11 protein-coding genes and 5 pseudogenes are annotated in these 15411 nt (G+C 64.7%); 8 read left to right on the top strand and 8 right to left on the bottom strand.

All coding sequences use genetic code 11. The features are described 5' to 3' along the window. The first annotated feature begins 22 nt into the window (after positions 1-22). The 3 genes from OIE68_RS04595 (at position 23) to OIE68_RS04605 (ending at position 3582) form a co-directional block, all read left to right on the top strand. Complete coding sequence (locus OIE68_RS04595; RefSeq protein ID WP_327098149.1) at positions 23-493, top strand: nitroreductase family deazaflavin-dependent oxidoreductase; 471 nt, start codon at positions 23-25, stop codon at positions 491-493. 200 nt (positions 494-693) lie between these two features. Then, entirely contained in the window at positions 694-2058 is a 1365-nt protein-coding gene (locus OIE68_RS04600; RefSeq protein WP_327098150.1) for a wax ester/triacylglycerol synthase family O-acyltransferase, read from the top strand. Between the two features lie 1164 nt (positions 2059-3222). Then, positions 3223-3582, top strand: a complete 360-nt coding sequence (locus OIE68_RS04605; protein ID WP_419150678.1) for an ArsR/SmtB family transcription factor — start codon at positions 3223-3225, stop codon at positions 3580-3582. A 136-nt stretch (positions 3583-3718) separates the two neighbouring features. On the opposite strand, the pseudogene OIE68_RS04610 reads toward OIE68_RS04605, so the two are convergent. The 3 genes and pseudogenes from OIE68_RS04610 to OIE68_RS04620 form a co-directional block, all read right to left on the bottom strand. After that, positions 3719-4305, bottom strand: a pseudogene (locus tag OIE68_RS04610) (formate hydrogenase); the annotation flags it as partial. Positions 4306-4395: 90 nt separating this feature from the next. Beyond that, the gene (locus OIE68_RS04615) at positions 4396-6078 is read right to left on the bottom strand and encodes a SulP family inorganic anion transporter (RefSeq protein WP_327098151.1); all 1683 of its coding nucleotides are present in this window, start codon (positions 6076-6078) and stop codon (positions 4396-4398) included. 2 nt (positions 6079-6080) lie between these two features. Further along, positions 6081-7913 carry a phosphoenolpyruvate carboxykinase (GTP) gene (locus OIE68_RS04620; RefSeq protein ID WP_327098152.1) on the bottom strand — a complete coding sequence of 611 codons (1833 nt, stop codon included), beginning with the start codon at positions 7911-7913 and terminating at the stop codon, positions 6081-6083. A 413-nt stretch (positions 7914-8326) separates the two neighbouring features. Here OIE68_RS04620 and OIE68_RS04625 point away from each other — a divergent pair, with 413 nt between their 5' ends. The 4 genes and pseudogenes from OIE68_RS04625 to OIE68_RS04640 form a co-directional block, all read left to right on the top strand. Further along, positions 8327-8707, top strand: a complete 381-nt coding sequence (locus OIE68_RS04625; protein ID WP_327098153.1) for a DUF5313 family protein — start codon at positions 8327-8329, stop codon at positions 8705-8707. Between the two features lie 321 nt (positions 8708-9028). Continuing rightward, complete coding sequence (locus tag OIE68_RS04630) at positions 9029-9835, top strand: alpha/beta hydrolase (RefSeq protein ID WP_327098154.1); 807 nt, start codon at positions 9029-9031, stop codon at positions 9833-9835. Between the two features lie 33 nt (positions 9836-9868). Next, a pseudogene (locus OIE68_RS04635) lies at positions 9869-10215 on the top strand (zinc ribbon domain-containing protein YjdM). A gap of 580 nt (positions 10216-10795) precedes the next feature. Then, positions 10796-11020: pseudogene (locus tag OIE68_RS04640) on the top strand (NAD(P)/FAD-dependent oxidoreductase); the annotation flags it as partial. Positions 11021-11169: 149 nt separating this feature from the next. On the opposite strand, the pseudogene OIE68_RS04645 reads toward OIE68_RS04640, so the two are convergent. The 5 genes and pseudogenes from OIE68_RS04645 to OIE68_RS04665 all read right to left on the bottom strand — a co-directional run. After that, positions 11170-11631 (bottom strand): annotated as a pseudogene (locus OIE68_RS04645) (IS110 family transposase); the annotation flags it as partial. Between the two features lie 135 nt (positions 11632-11766). Beyond that, entirely contained in the window at positions 11767-12465 is a 699-nt protein-coding gene (locus OIE68_RS04650) for a transposase (RefSeq protein WP_327098155.1), read from the bottom strand. Beyond that, positions 12466-12765 (bottom strand): IS110 family transposase, encoded by a 300-nt coding sequence (locus tag OIE68_RS04655; protein WP_327098156.1) that lies wholly within the window; start codon positions 12763-12765, stop codon positions 12466-12468. It lies immediately after the preceding gene. A gap of 219 nt (positions 12766-12984) precedes the next feature. Then, positions 12985-13293: pseudogene (locus OIE68_RS04660) on the bottom strand (IS110 family transposase); the annotation flags it as partial. A gap of 891 nt (positions 13294-14184) precedes the next feature. Continuing rightward, entirely contained in the window at positions 14185-15192 is a 1008-nt protein-coding gene (locus tag OIE68_RS04665; RefSeq protein WP_327098157.1) for a site-specific integrase, read from the bottom strand. A 24-nt stretch (positions 15193-15216) separates the two neighbouring features. Between OIE68_RS04665 and OIE68_RS04670 the strand changes: the two genes are divergently transcribed. Next, positions 15217-15351, top strand: coding sequence for a hypothetical protein (locus OIE68_RS04670; RefSeq protein ID WP_327098158.1), 135 nt, complete (start codon positions 15217-15219; stop codon positions 15349-15351). The last annotated feature ends 60 nt before the right edge of the window (positions 15352-15411 follow it).

A 15411-nucleotide genomic window follows, 5' to 3' on the forward strand; every position in this document is an offset into this window, starting at 1 on the left:
TGCGGCAACGGAGGAGCGGATCATGTGGTGGTATCACGACTATCTGCGCTGGCTGTATCGCACCGGCCGTCCGAACCTGTTCGCGCGCGTACAGAATTGGCTCTCAGCCCGCGCGTTCGCGGCCGGAATCATGCCCCGTCGGGTCGCGGCGTTGGGGATCCGGGGCCGGCGCAGCGGTCGCCTCATCTGGTTTCCGATCGTGCTGACCGAATTCGACGGTCGGCGCTATGTGGTATCGATGCTCGGTGCCAACGTGAACTGGGTGCGCAATCTGACCGCCGCAGACGGCCGAGCCATCCTGCGGCACGGTCGCCGGGAAGCGGTCCGGCTGGTGTCGGTCGATCCGGAAAGCCGGGCCCCGATCCTACGGCGCTACCTCCAACTGGCACCGGGCGCGCGACCGCACATCCCGATACCACGCGATGCCCCGGTCGCCGACTTCGAGCGCATCGCCCCGGACTATCCGGTATTCCGCATCGCCGCGGGCCAGTAGGCCCCGCACCGCGCTGCGCGGCAGGACATCGGTTGCGCCCGTTCCACGCGCTGGCCCGAGTGTCGGGGGCCAACGTCACCATCCCCGGTTACCTTGGGCATCTGCCCCCGCGGCACCCCACCGAGAAGAATTGCCGTTATAGCAGGCAGTTTCCCAGCCGGTGGCCGGGCCTCGGCGGCTGCCGGGGTAGGTGGGCTGCGATGAGCGAATTGGGTCCGCTCGATTCGGGTTTCATGGAGATGGAAGACGCCGACCGGCACATCAGTCTCGGTATCGGCGCGGTCGCGATCATCGCCGGTCCGGTACCGACACGCCAGGAGTTCACCGCCGCGATGGCCAGCAGCCTGGTGCGCAATAGTCGGCTCCGCCAGCGAGTACGCCGGACCGTCGCGGATCTCACCGCCCCGGTGTGGGAGGACGATCCAAATTTCGATCTGGCACATCACCTGCGGTGGACGGCGCTGCCGGAGCCCGGCGACGAGGCGGCGCTGCGCGAATTGGTCGCCACCGAACTCGAGGAACGACTCGACCGAGACCACCCGCTGTGGCAGTGCATCGTCGTCGAGCATCTGGCAGAGGATCGCTGGGCGCTGATCATCAAAGCCCATCACACGATGGTGGACGGGGCGTCCGGCATCGGCCTGTTCGAGAGTTTCTGCGATCCTGTCCCCAGCACAAGTCCGCCGCGCCCGACCACCGGACGTCAACAGATCAACGCTTTCGGATTGGCGGCCCAGAGCATTCGACTGTCGATGGCCATGCCGAGAATGGCCATCGACATGACGCGGGCCCTGATTCCGGTCGTGTACGCCGCGGTAACGCCGACCGGCACCTCCTCCTTCAACGGCCCGATCGGCCGACAGCGGCGCTACGCCGTCGCACGCACGTCACTGGCGGACATCGCGGAGATCCGTGCCGCATACGGTGTGACTGTCAACGATGTCGCCCTCGCCGCCGTCGCCTCGGCCTACCGCACCGTGCTGCACAAGCGCGGCGAGGAACCGACCGCCGATAAGATCCGCATTCTGGTACCGGTGTCCATGCGTCACGAGGACGCGAAATACGTTCTCGACAACCGAGTTTCGGCGATGCTGCCGTACCTGCCGGTCGAGATCTCCGATCCGGTCGAGCGGCTCACGGCCGTCCACCAGCGCATCGCACGACACCGATCACACGGTGAGGCCGAAGCCGAGAAGTCCGTGCTGTCGATGGCGGGTCGGCTCCCGTTCGCATTCGTCGCGTGGACCCTGCGGCTGGCCATGCATTACCCCCAGCACGGTGTCAGCGCGCTCGCTACGAATGTCCCCGGCCCGAGGCGGAAGTTATCGCTACAGGGCCGTGAGGTCCTGGAAATCCTGCCCTGTATCCCGATCGCCATGCGACTGCGCACCACCATCGCGATCCTCAGCTACACCGACCGGCTGACCTTCGGTATCACCGGCGACTACGACACCACCCCCGATATCGACCTGATCGCCGACGAAATCGAGTACGGAATCACAGAACTGCTGGACCGCGCCCGCAAACGAAACCAGAAGACGACTCTCGGCGATCGGCCGTCTTGACTGACGCGACCGGAAACCGGCCAGGCATCGAGCTGCCCCGATTCGGCCCTTGTCCGGAAGGGTTCGGTTCGTCGGGGTCCGCCAGGGCGCGTTCCGGATGGGCGTGTGCATGATGCGGTCGGCGAATGGAGCGGAGTTTCGGGCAGCAGCACCCGGTTATGTCGATAGTCTGATCGGCGTGATCGCTCCAGGGAGTTTCGATGCGCTCGAATCCGCACGCGCTCAGCTACATTCGGCTGCCCTCGACCTGGAAGGTAGCGACATCGCGCCCGAGCTGCGAGGGCAGCTTGGATTACTGGCCGCGCAAGTAGCGCTCGCCGAGTGCCTCGCGCCCGGAGTTGCCGCTGCCGCCGACGACGGGAGCGAGGCGCCACCACCTGCTGAGGCTGATCCGCTGACGGCGCGGGTCAACGTCGGGTGGGGCGTGAGGTCGAATAGGTTGTCTGGGACATCGACCGGATCGTCCGGAGGCCTGGTCCCGCGGCAGCGAACTCGGTGAGGAGATCAACTCTGCCGGTGGCCCTGGCCCACCATGACATGGACCGGGTGCGAGAGCTGATCGCGCCGGAATTCATACTGGAGTACGGGTCCGGCTGTTGCCCTGGTGCGGGCACTACGACAGCCCGGACGGCTTCTTCGACCTCTTCCCGCCTGACCCTCTTCGAGGAAACAGCGGCACCCCTTACCGCGCTCGGACAGGACCAATGACACAGCCGCTGCGGCACAGTAACCACAGCGCGCAACCACCTGCTGTTGAAAACCTCACTGGTCCATTCTTCGGCCTCAGCTGGTGCTCGCCCTGCTGCGCAAAGAGATTCGAATCTCCGTCGTGAACACCTCATCGCCGATATTCGGCCCATCCGGAACACTCGTCTACACGCTTACGCCGCGAGTAACGCATGCATACTCGACCTGGATTCGTGTAGAGCACCTGCCGCCGACCCGCCGCGCGGAAATGGGACTGGGAGTGCGAGCGGCACGGTATCGACCGATGTTTGCTGATTCCAGAATCGACGGACCTCGTCGTGTTCCCGGACGTGATCCGTTCCGGCGTGGTGACCGTATCGTTGGCGGCGAGCGCGTCGACAGGAGCTGACTAGGCGAGTTGCTAAGATTAGAAATTAATCTCTGTTGTGGTCGGGTTTCGGATGAGTGGAGAACATCATGGGCGATGCGCGCCAGCCGCTCTATCGAATGAAGGCCGACTTCTTCAAGACCCTGGGCCATCCGGCGCGGATCCGGGTGTTGGAGCTGCTCAGTGAACGTGACTACGCGGTCTCGGAGATGTTGCCGGAAGTCGGTATCGAGGCCGCCAATCTGTCTCAGCAGTTGGCGATCCTGCGCCGGACCGGGCTGGTTACCGCTCGCCGCGAGGGACTGTCTGTGTCGTATGCGTTGACCTCGCCGCGGGTTGCAGAGCTGTTGACGGTGGCGCGGGCGATCTTGACCGGAGTCGTCGCCGGTCAAGCCGAGTTGCTCGAGGGGCCAGTCGAGCCGACGTTGATCAGCAAGTCCGCGAGCTGACATTTCGAGCCGAGCATGAGTCGTTTACACGGGCGCAATGATTGCAGATTTTCTAAGATACATACTTTAGTGGATCGATTCGTGGGAGTGAGGCGTCGACAGTGACTATCGATTCCGCCGCCGAAGGCGATGAGTTGGCGCGGGTGATGTGGTGGGTGTCGTCGAGTTCGACCCGGCGCACGATGGTGACGCGCCAGCCTTCCACGATACCGACGCCGCTCGCCGCTGCTGGTGTTCGTGCCGGGTTGGTCGTGAATTCTATTGGCCCGCTGTGGTTTCGGACCAGCTCGGTGACCAGTGCGGCCGATGCGGCGGACTCGTCGCGGCGCACGGTGTAGCGGGCCAGCACATCACCGCCGGTCGCGCTGACTTCGGTCACCGGCAGTTCGACGGTCGGGTGTTCGATTCTGGCGTCGGTGGTGATACCGCTGGCCCGGGCGGGATAGCCGAGCGCACGGGCATCGTCGGTGGCCAGGACTCCGGTACCGGCGAATCGGTCGTAGACACCCGCCTCGCCGAGGGGGAGTTCGGCAACCTCGGCGGCGATCGATCGCAGCTGGTCGGTATCGGGAAGCGCCTGCAGCACAACACCGCCCGGCCGGATCGCGCGCGCAGCAACCTCGTTCCGGTGACGGTCTCGTTGATCCGCAGCAGCTGTCCACGGATGCGCTGGGCGTGGGCGTTGGTCAAGCCGACGTCGTTGGCGAGGGCGGCGGCGTGGTTGTCGCGGCGATGCGGTTGACCGTGCTGCTCGCAGGGATGCAGGCCGCCCATGACGCGGCCTACCCGTTTCGGATCCGACGAGGCAGCCTGTCAGTGTGCCGCCGCGGTGGTGGGCTGTTCCAGCAGGTGCGGAGGTCGGTGGCCTCGGTGGGAGACCGGGAGATACCGGCGTGCGTGGTCGATCGCCTCGTGCGTCGTGGCGAAAATGCTCTGCGCGCCGTCGGCCGGTAGTGCGCCGATAGCGGTCAGGCGGCGTCTGTGGTCGCTGCGCAGTCCCGACATCAGCACCGTGATGTGGCGGTGCTCGAGCTTGCCGATGGCGTCCTTGAGCACGAGCGCGCCGGTGGTGTCCAACGCGGTGATCTTGGCCATGCGCAGGATGATGACCTTGACGTCGGCGACGTCGGCCAGCTCGAGCAGGAACCGGTGCGCGGCGGCAAAGAACAGCGGTCCGTCGATGCGGTAGGCGACGATGTGATCGCGCAGCAGGTCGTGTTCCTCGGCGAGATGGTCGCCCTCATCCAGCGGCACCTGTTCGAGCCGGGCCTCCCGCGCCACCGAACGCAGTGCGAGCACGACTGCGAAACCGACACCGACCGCAACGGCGGTGACCAGATCCAGTGCGACGGTGACACCGAAGGTGACCGCCATGACGATCGCATCACCCCGAGAGGCCCGCCCGATCGCGGCCAGCGACGCCGTCTCCACCATGCGCACGGTCGTTGCCAGCAGCACACCCGCCAGCGCGGCCAGCGGGATGTCGGCGACCAGCGGCGCGGCCAGGTAGATGATCGCCGCCAGGATTGCGGCGTGGGTGAGTGCCGCCAGGCGGGTGCGTGCGCCGGAGCGGACGTTGACCGCTGTGCGGGCGATCGCCCCGGTCGCGGGCACACCACCGAACAGCGGTGCGGCGATATTGGCCAAGCCCTGGCCGAACAGCTCCCGATCCGGGTTGTGCCGAGTGCCCACTGACATCGAATCCGCCGCGGTCGCCGACAGCAGTGACTCGAGTGCGGCGAGTGCGGCCACCGCCAGGGCCGGTCCGATCAGTGAGCCGAGTTCGTCGAGGTGCACGAAGCTCAGCGACGGTGCGGGTAGCCCCGATGGAATAGTCCCGATGCGGGCGAGATCCATATCGAACACCGCCGCGACGACAGTGGCGGCGGCGACCGCGGCCACCGCGAACGGCAGCTTGGGAAGATAGCGGCCACCGATCAGGATCACTGCGGCCACCATGAGCGCGGTGACCGGCGTGGCCACGCTCGGTGTCTCGATGAAGCGCCGCACCGTGTCGACGGCCGACTGCCACACCTTGTCGCCGCTGGCATCGGTGATACCGAGTGCGGCCGGAAACTGTTGCAGCGCAATCACGACCGCGATACCCGCGGTGAACCCCTCGATCACCGGGGCGGGCATGTACCTGACCGCGCGCCCGACCCCGGCCGCCGCCAGCACCACCAGCAGCAGCCCGGCCATCAACCCGACCGCGAGTACGCCGCTGGCGCCGTGGGCATGCACGATCGGTACCAGCACCACTGTCATGGCCCCGGTCGGGCCCGACACCTGGAACCGGGAACCGCCGAATACCGCCGCCAGCGCGCCCGCGATCATGGCGGTGGCCAAACCGCCCGCCGCGCCCAACCCCGAGCTGATGCCGAATCCCAGTGCCAGCGGCAACGCCACCAGCGCCACGATCAACCCGGCCAGCAGATCCGCGCCGGGAGCCCGGAGCGCGGGCCGCCATTCCGACCAGGTCGGTAGCAGTGACCGCACGATCAGCGCGCGCCGAGCAGGCGCAACTTCAGAGCGGCCAACTGCTCGCGCAGTACCTCGGGCAGCCGGTTGCCGCCGATGGTGGCGTACCACTCATCGATCGAACGGGTCTCGGCCACCCACTCCTCGATATCGACCGCCAGCGCGTCACCCACCAGGTCTCGATACCCGCCGGCGATCCCGGTGAGATCGAGCGCATCCGGGGTCGGCACCAGACCGACAGGTGTCCACAGCGCGGGTGCCTCGTCGTCGAGGCGTTCCAGGGCCCACTTCAGAACCCGGACGTTGTCGCCGAAGCCCGGCCACAGGAACTTGCCGTCGGTGCTGCGCCGGAACCAGTTGACCTGGAAGATCTTCGGCAACTTCGCCGGGTCGGCGGCCGCGCCCAGTTTCAGCCAGTGTGCGAAGTAGTCCCCCACGTGGTAGCCCAGGAACGGCAGCATCGCCATCGGATCACGCCGCACCACACCGACTTTGCCCGCCGCCGCGGCGGTGGTCTCCGACGACAGCACCGACGCGGTGAAAACGCCGTGCTCCCAGTCGAAGGATTCGGCGATCAGCGGCACCGTGGTGGCCCGGCGGCCGCCGAAGAAGATCGCCGAAATCGGCACTCCGGTCGGGTCCTTCCACTCCGGAGCCACCGACGGGCACTGCTCGATCGGTGTGCAATAGCGCGAATTCGGGTGCCCGGCAGGTGTTCCCGCCTCCGGTGTCCAGTCGTTTCCATGCCAGTCGATCAGGTGCGCTGGCGGCTGTTCAGTCAGCCCCTCCCACCAGATATCGCCGTTGTCGGTGCGGGCGGTATTGGTGAAGATCGAGTTCCCGGCCTCGATCGTGGCGATTGCGTTCGGATTCGTTTTCGCGCCGGTCCCCGGTGCGACTCCGAAGAACCCGGCCTCCGGGTTCACCGCATACAGTCGCCCGTCGGCGCCGAAGCGCATCCAGGCGATATCGTCGCCGATGGTCTCGGCTTTCCAGCCGGGCAGCGCCGGTTCGAGCATCGCGAGGTTGGTTTTACCGCAGGAGGACGGGAATGCCGCCGCGATGTAGTGCGTTTTGCCTTGCGGGGAGGTGAGTTTCAGGATCAGCATGTGCTCGGCCAGCCATCCCTCGTCGCGGCCGATCACCGAGGCGATCCGCAGCGCGAAGCACTTCTTACCCAGCAGGGCGTTGCCGCCGTACCCGGAGCCGTAACTCCAAATAGTGCGCGACTCCGGGAAATGCGCGATGTATTTGGTGTGATCGCACGGCCACGGCACATCCTGCTCGCCGGGACTCAGCGGCGAGCCAACCGAGTGCAGGCACTTCACGAATTCGGTTTCACCGCTGAGTGATTCCCACACCGGTGTACCCGAGCGGGTCATGATCTGCATCGACACCGCGACGTAGGCCGAATCGGTGATCTGCACACCATATTTCGGCTCCGCGGCATCCAGCGGGCCCATGCAGAACGCGATCACATACATCGTGCGCCCCGACATCGCGCCACGGTAGTGCTCGCTCATCACGGTCTTCATATCGACCGGATCAACCCAATTGTTCGTCGGCCCCGCATTCGAGGGATCTTCCGAGCAGATGAATGTGCGATCCTCTACCCGCGCCACGTCATCGGGATCGGAGATGCACCAGAACGAATTCGGTTTGGCCGTCAGCGGCACGAAGGTGCCCTTGGCTACCAGCTCCGCGGTCAGCCGGTCCCATTCCGCCCGGGAGCCGTCACACCAGACGATCCGATCCGGCGCGGTCAGCTCCGCCACCTTCTCGACCCAGGCGGCGACACCGGAATGATCGGTCGGGGCCGAGGCGGCCACCGTGGGGGCGGAGCTATCGATCACTGCTGCTCTCCTTCGGATTCGCGTACGTATTTAGTTTAGAAATCGTGCAATCAGTTAGCCAGCAGGTCGCCTCGTGAGAAATCGCACTCCCGCCAGGCATGTCTCCATCTCCGGGAAGCCGCAACCACGAGCAAGGGCCTCGGGAGGAAGTGCCGGGCCCCGAACCGTATTCGACGCCCCGATCTCACGAACGATCAGCCGGTTGAGGTGGCAACCTACAAGATCTCAGCACTGCCCACGCGCCCGTGGCGGCTGGCATACCGCGAACCAGCGATCTGAAGACTTGCGAATTTTAGCAAACAGATCGGATTCTCCTCGATCGAGGGTGTTAGCCGCGGCTTGCATGACCGCCGCTGTGCGCCGATGGGGGATACTAGTTGCATAATTGCGAACATGACCAGGATGTTGATCAGATGACCGAACGGACGACACCGACACTCCCGCAGCGGATCGCCTACATCTGCGGGCGCACCCTGCCCGCGTCGATGTCGGACTGGGTGAGCAACGATCTGACCGGCCTCGGCGCGACCCGGCGCTACCTGATGCGGTTCCTCATCCCGATCATCCCGGTGCTGTGCCTGTTTCTGCTGGTCCCGGGGCCACTCTGGATGGGCCTGGCGATGATGGCACTGCTATATCTGCCGCTGATCTACTTCACCGCTGCCCTGATGTTCGTCTACCGTCGCGCGCGCCTGGTCAAGCACGGACTCGATCCCGCCCTGGCCGACTCTGGACAGCGTGACCGCGCAGCAGCACAGCGACTGGACTACGAACGCCGCCACGGACGCGCCTGAACACCAGCCAACCCACTGTCCCCGCGTAATCGAACAATCGCGAATATCGGCAACAACCTCGAAGGAGACGAGTGGGACGCGGGTAACGCCGATCGGCCGACTGCGCGGCCGGATTCTACGGTGCTACCACTGCGCGTTGCTGTGCCGAACCTCCGCGCTGGAGCCCAGAGCACGCTGCTGCCCGCGATGCGGCGCACAGCCGCTGGTCGATATCAGTACGGGAAGGCCATTCTCCCCACCGGTGCACCTCTGATCGGAACCGTCACCGCTCGCGACGGCCTACATATTCAGCCACCAAATCCAGCACACGAAAGTAGAAACATGCCCATTGCCACGCTCAACGGGGTCCGGATCAACTACGACGTCACCGGAACCGGCACGCTGGTATTGATGATCATGGGGACCGGCGGCCCGGGCAGGGTCTGGCGGACCCACCAGGTTCCCGCTCTGGTCAAGGCCGGATTCCGGGTTGCGACGATGGACAACCGCGGGATCGCGCCCTCGGACGAATGCGCCACCGGCATGAGCTTCGAGGACTTGGTCGGTGACACCGCGGCACTGATCGAACACCTCGGCGCTGGTCCCGCGCATGTGGTCGGCACATCGTTGGGTGCCCGGGTGGTCCAGGAGTTGGCGTTGGCGCGGCCCGACCTCGTCGGCAAGGCGGTCATGATGGCGACCGCCGGACGTCCCCATCCACTGTCGCGCACCCTCAACCTGGGCGAGCAGGCCCTCTACGACAAAGGTGTTCAGCTGCCTCCGCAGTACGCGGCGGCCATCAAAGCGATGCTGAATCTTTCGCCACACACGATGCAGGACCCGACCCGCGCCCAGGAATGGCTCGACATCTTCGAATTCACCTCGGGCACACCGTCGCCGGGCGTGCGGGCACAGATCGGGATGGATCGCTCCTCCGACCGCCGCAGCGACTACGCGCAGATCAGCGTCCCCAGCCTTGTCATCGGTTTCGCCGACGACAAAATGGCACCGCCGGTTTTCGGCCGGGAAGTCGCCGACGCGATCCCCGGTGCCAGGTACGTCGAAATCGAACGCTGCGGTCACTACGGCTACCTGGAGCGACCCGACGAGGTCAACCGCGTGATCATCGACTTCCTCACCGCGGCGTAACAACGCCCGGCAGCCCACAATCAGGAGACCTCGATGAACCAGCCCCTGCCACCGTGTCCGGCATGTTCGAGCGAATACACCTACGAGATGGGGACCTTGCTCGTATGCCCGGAATGCGCCAACGAATGGTCACCAGCCGGCACCGACAGCGTCGACGAAGACATCATCCGGGATTCCGTCGGCAACATCCTCACCGATGGCGACACCGTCACCGTGATCAAGAGCCTCAAAGTAAAAGGCAGCCCGACCGGTATCAAGGCCGGAACCAAGGTGCGCAACATCCGCCTGGTCAACACGGCATCGGCGACCACGACATCGACTGCAAGGTCGACGGCATCGGCCCCACGCAACTCAAATCCAGCGTGGTCAAAAAGGTTTAGCAGGGCTTGCGATCGGCGCGAGATTCGTCCGCGCCGATCGCGTTGCAGGCTTGGTCTCGGATCTTGGCGCTAGATCGTTTCCAGGATCTTTCCGCGTGCGGGCGCACGGTCGCGAGTTCCTGAAAGACACGTATGCAACCGAATACAGGAACCCGGCGCCACCGACCTCCCCGGATCTGGTTCGGTGCCGCGAAACCGTTGCCCATGTGGATCATTCGGTCGTTTTCCGTGTGACTACCAGATAATCGCGTATGACGACGCTGTGTCGGTTCTCCTCGGTGTCCACCGGCCGACCCAGGTGCCCCACGCCCTGTCGTGGGAGAAGTTTCTCGGCGATCCCGCGGTGGTAGGGGGCAAGTTGTCCTCGGTGAGCAGGTCGGTGATCATTTGCGGCCCTGGAGAAATTGTCGGTGGCGGCGGTGCCGTTCAAATGCCCGGCGGCCCCGTTCGAGGCCGCGTTCCTCATCGCAGACCAACTCGGTGAGAATTCACCAGCGGCACAGTGCGTGTGGATACGTTCACGCCGGATCCGCTGCCGATGCCGGTCGCTGGACCCGAGGTCGGCAAGGCCCTTGTCGGCATGCTCGAGGCCAAGGGCATCGGCTTCCACAATAGGAAGTCGACCGCCCGTGTCGATCCTGCCGCGCGCACGGTCCAATTCGCCGACGGCGCAACCGAATCGTTCGATCTGCTCGCGGTGGTGCCGCCGCATTACTCGCCCGCCGCGGCGGTGATGTCGAGCACCGTCGGGCCGACCGGGTGGATCCCGGTGGACTCCTCGACGCTAGCGACGACCGCACCGAGGGTGTGGGCGATCGGTGACAACACGGCGCTGCTGTTGCCCAACGGCAAACCCGTGCCCAAAGCCGCGATCTGCTCGATGGCGGATTCCACATCTTCGTCAGCCAATGGAACACCGGTGCCCCCGACGGCTGGCCCTACCGGGCCATGCAATTCGGTGTCCTTGATCTCCCGGTCGAGGTCGAGCAGCTTGCGGGCAAGACGTTTGACCAGCACAGCTGTAGTCGCCTCGCCTGCGACGGCGATGTCCTGTTCGGCGGCCGCGACAGCAGCGGATGCCGCCATCGAGACGATCCCCTTTGCCCACGCGCCGTTCTCCTTCAAGTGGGCCGTCACCCCTTCGACACCAGCAGCGCGGATCTCCGACGGCGTGCACAGGCCCGAGACCAGGATCAGCGGAGGCCTGTTCGAATAGTCGAACGCCGCCTCGAGGGCCGGGAAGATCGATGCGAGCATGGCCCGCAGCTGGTTGACCCCGCGCACCCAATCGCCCATCAGATCCGTGCGATAACTCGACAGCTGGGTCAGCTCCGCCACCAGTGCATCCGGTGCTGCTACCGGCTCCAAATCGGTTCTCATTCGCGCGGTTTCGGCGATCACACGCGCGTCCTTGGCGACGCTCCTATAGGTCAAGTCGATCGCGGTCCTGCGTTAGGCAGTGTGCTGGTCGGGCGGTTGGGCGATGGGGGTGATGCGAAGGTTGTCGCTGGTGAGGGCTTTGAAGATCTCGCGGGCCAGGTAGCGTTTGAGTCAGCGGATGATCTCGCGTTTGCTCTTTCCCTCGGCGGTGCGTCGAGCGGCGTATGCACGGGCGTGTGGGTCGTAGCTGAGCCGGTTGATGGCCAGCATGTGCAAGGCGCGGTTGGCTTCTCGGTTGCCGCCGCGGTTGAGGCGATGACGGGTGGTCTTGCCGGAGCTGGCCGGGATCGGCGCGGCACCACACATGTGGGCGAACGCGGATTCCGAACGCAGCCGGTCAGGATTATCGCCGGCGGCGGTGAGCAGAGCGGCGCCGGTATCGGGTCCGATTCCCTTGACCCCGAACAGGTTCGGGGCCGCCTGATGCGCCAGACGCTCGATCTCCGCGTCGAGCGCACCGATTTCTTCGGTGAGTTGACGGTAGCGCACCGCCAGGGACTTCAATGCCAGCTTGCTGGCGGCTTCGAGGGTTCCGATTACACCGGGACGCAGCCGCACCGCAGTCTCGACCAACTTCGCGACCGGCAGACGGCGCACACGGTCCCGCAGCTCGTCGGGTGCGGTGACGACAACGGCGTGCAGCTGGTTGGCGGCCTGGGTGCGCGCCTGCATCGCCGATCGGCGTGCTACCCGCAGTGTCCGGATCATTTCCACAGCACTGTCCTGCGATTTCGCTTGCCCGAGAACGGTTCCTGCTTGCACTGCCCTTGCTGCGGCCTCGGCGTCGATGGCATCGGACTTTCCCGACAATCAGCGAGTCTGCCTGCTGGGGCGGATGACTTCGATGACATCGAGGTGCTGGCGGCGCAGGTAACGAGTCAGGCCAGATCCGTAGGAGCCGGTGCCTTCGATACCGAACTTGCCCGGAATGCCAAGGCTGCGAGCCCATTCCAGCAGTCGCCGATGCCCAGATCCGTTGCTCGGGACGTGGATGGTGTCGAGCTTGCGACCGAACTGATCCAACGCGACCGCGACGTGGACATCCAGATGCGTGTCCACCCCGACGGTGACCACGACCCGGTCCAGTTCGATGATCTCGGCCTTGTCCACGAAACCTCCTGCTTCAATACTGAATTGGAGACATCCTCGGCCGGGGCAGCGCGGGCAAGACTGTGGTGGGAAGGTTCAAGCCCCTTTGAGGCCACAGCGCGCCCGGCCGAAGACGCCGGACGGTGTTCTTCCGATGACCGACGTGTCGCCAAGAAGGCACGAAGCCGGTCGGTTTTGGGGTCCAGCCACCGGAAGAACACCGCGCACATCATGCCCACAGTCGGTCTTGCCCTCGCCGCGGAACGCGTGGGTCATGGCGTTCACCGTCCGGCCGGGCACATACACCACCGACTGGCCGGCGGCAAGCAGGACCGTGATCAACAGCGCAGCCTGTGGACTGATCAGGTCAATCGCCCACCGCAATTCGACGGCGGTGTCACGAGCACGATCGATCAGGCTCTGGATCGCCCGCTGATCGTTGCCGACCTTCTGCGACCGGCAGACCTTGCCGGCCTCGTCGATCCCGCACGCGTGATGCCCCGCCTTGCCGACATCGATTCCGATCCACACCCGTTGCCGCTGAGCCACTCTCGGTTTTCTCCTGTTCCCGCAAGCAAACCCATGGACAACCCCGCCAACAGGTCCCTAACCGGCGACGATTCGCAAAAGATCTCAATCGGTGGCCGGGGTGTCCAGCACGGCGGGGCAGCCATTCGCAGCGAGCCACACAAGGGCAGAGACCGCATAAGCTACACCCCGCCGTCCTGGGTATCCAGGACGTCATCCCGGACGATGATGACCTTAGGGATCTCAATGGAGGAGGAGGCCGCCTTCCGACCTCGACCGGCGGCCATGAAATCATGGCACCTTGTCATGGTGTCCGCAGGGAGCCAGCACCGATAGCTGAGCGCCTCGACCGACTCGGTTGAAAGCGCTCCCGGGACTGAACTGCAATCCGGAGGCCGATAAGCCGCGTGGGTCGACGCGCGACCATTCATGGGGTATCGCAGCGATACCGATCCTGAATCAGTGCTGGATATTGGAGATCCCCACCGTTTCGATGCGCTCGCCTCGCTGGCGCTGATCTGGCAAATCTGCCACGTTTCCGCGCAGGTCGGTACTGGATCTCTGGCGATCCGGGATTTCCTGCGTGTGCGAGTAAGGAATCGATCACACGGAGGCAACAATATTGGTGCAGATGTGTGCACGAGTAGCTTCTATTGTGCGTAGCGAGAATGTAGCACAGAATCTATGATCATGTTGTGAGTCTTGTATTATCTTGAGCTGCAATACTTTTCGGTACTTCATTGTGAGTAGCTGAGTGGGAGAGGGTGGCGTCGGTTCTGTCGGTTGGTTTGGTTTCGGTGTGTTGTCTGCTTCAAATGTGTTGTGGTCGCGGTGGAGTCGTTGGTCGGAGCTGCTCTGGGTGGTGCCGGTCGCGTGTTGGTGGGGACCGGCACCGTGGCGGTCAGAGTGTGATCAGGGGTTGGTGAGTAGGGGGTGGGGTTCTTGGGTGAGTGCTGATAGTGCTGCGGCGATTTCGTGGAGGTTGGCTTTGACGTAGGTGGCGGTGGTGCCGTGGGTTTTTCGGGTGTGGTGGCCCGCGTAGGTGCGGGCGGTGGCGTAGCCGAAGGTTCGTTCGACCCAGGTGAGGGTGGTGTGGCGCAGCCAGTGGGTGCTGATGTGTTGGGTCGCGACCCAGGGGAGGTGTTGCCCGATGCGTGCCCAGAGGTAGTCGTAGCGGCGGGCGGTGATGGGTTTGGTGTTGCGGTAGCGCAGCAGCTGCCCTTGGGTTGGGCTGCCGCGTTGTTCGGCGTGGCGCAAGAGGTGTCGCATGAGGGTGGGTGAGATCGGTTGCCACCGGTCGATGCCTTCTTTTTCGCGTAGCAAGATCAGGCAGTGGTGTGGGTCGAGGTCGCAGGGGCGTAGGTGTAGGGCGCCGCTGCGGCGGCAGGCGGTTTCGATGTGTAGGCGCAGGATGAGGGTGTCGAGTTCGGGGTCGTTGCCGGTGAGGGCGGCGACGTGGCAGATCTCGGCGAGTTGGGGTGAGGGGATTGCTTGGCGGTGTGATGGGGGTCGGGTAGGTATTGCTAGGCGGCGGGCGGGGTTTCGAGTGGGGTGGATCCAGTTGTTGTCTTCGGCATAGCGGTAGAGGCAGCGCACGGCGCTGATGAAGTGTTCTCGTGCACCGACACCGTTGCGGCTGCCGCGGCTGCAGGCTTGTGCTGCTCGGGCTTTCTCGTCGAGGTCGGCCTTGGTTACTGTGTCCAATTGGCGGTCGTGCCAGGTGTTTTCGAGGTGGGTGTTGTAGGTGCGCAGGGTGCCTGGGGTGAGGGTGGCCCGTAGTTTCGGGATGACGTCGCCGAAGGTGGGCACCTCGAGGGTGTCGGTAAGTAGATCGGTGGCTGTGATGCCCATCTGCGACAGCAGGATTCGTGTGGCGTCGATGGCTGTTGGATCCGCGACAGTGCGAATGGTCGGTGTCATCGGCTACGACTCCAGCGCATGTGGATGGCCGAAGTATGGGTGGAGAGCTGGTGGTGGGTAGATCGCGAGTTGCTGACGTTGTGGGTGGGCGACGAGCAGGACTTTCTCACCGATGTTCTATGCCGAGGTGAGAACTATGCCGAGCAGATCGGCGCATGACATCGAATCTGTAGCAGCGCAGCATGTTCCGCAGCTAGTGATATCCAGCGGTCGGTCTGA

This window comes from Nocardia vinacea, from assembly GCF_035920345.1.
In the GTDB taxonomy this organism is placed as follows: Bacteria; Actinomycetota; Actinomycetes; order Mycobacteriales; family Mycobacteriaceae; genus Nocardia; species Nocardia vinacea_A.

Coding starts and splice junctions, on each gene's coding strand:
- OIE68_RS04595 (WP_327098149.1), top strand. CDS start 23: ATGTGGTGGTATCACGACTATCTGCGCTGGCTGTATCGCACCGGCCGT.
- OIE68_RS04600 (WP_327098150.1), top strand. CDS start 694: ATGAGCGAATTGGGTCCGCTCGATTCGGGTTTCATGGAGATGGAAGAC.
- OIE68_RS04605 (WP_419150678.1), top strand. CDS start 3,223: ATGGGCGATGCGCGCCAGCCGCTCTATCGAATGAAGGCCGACTTCTTC.
- OIE68_RS04625 (WP_327098153.1), top strand. CDS start 8,327: ATGACCGAACGGACGACACCGACACTCCCGCAGCGGATCGCCTACATC.
- OIE68_RS04630 (WP_327098154.1), top strand. CDS start 9,029: ATGCCCATTGCCACGCTCAACGGGGTCCGGATCAACTACGACGTCACC.
- OIE68_RS04665 (WP_327098157.1), bottom strand. CDS start 15,192: ATGACACCGACCATTCGCACTGTCGCGGATCCAACAGCCATCGACGCC.
- OIE68_RS04670 (WP_327098158.1), top strand. CDS start 15,217: ATGGCCGAAGTATGGGTGGAGAGCTGGTGGTGGGTAGATCGCGAGTTG.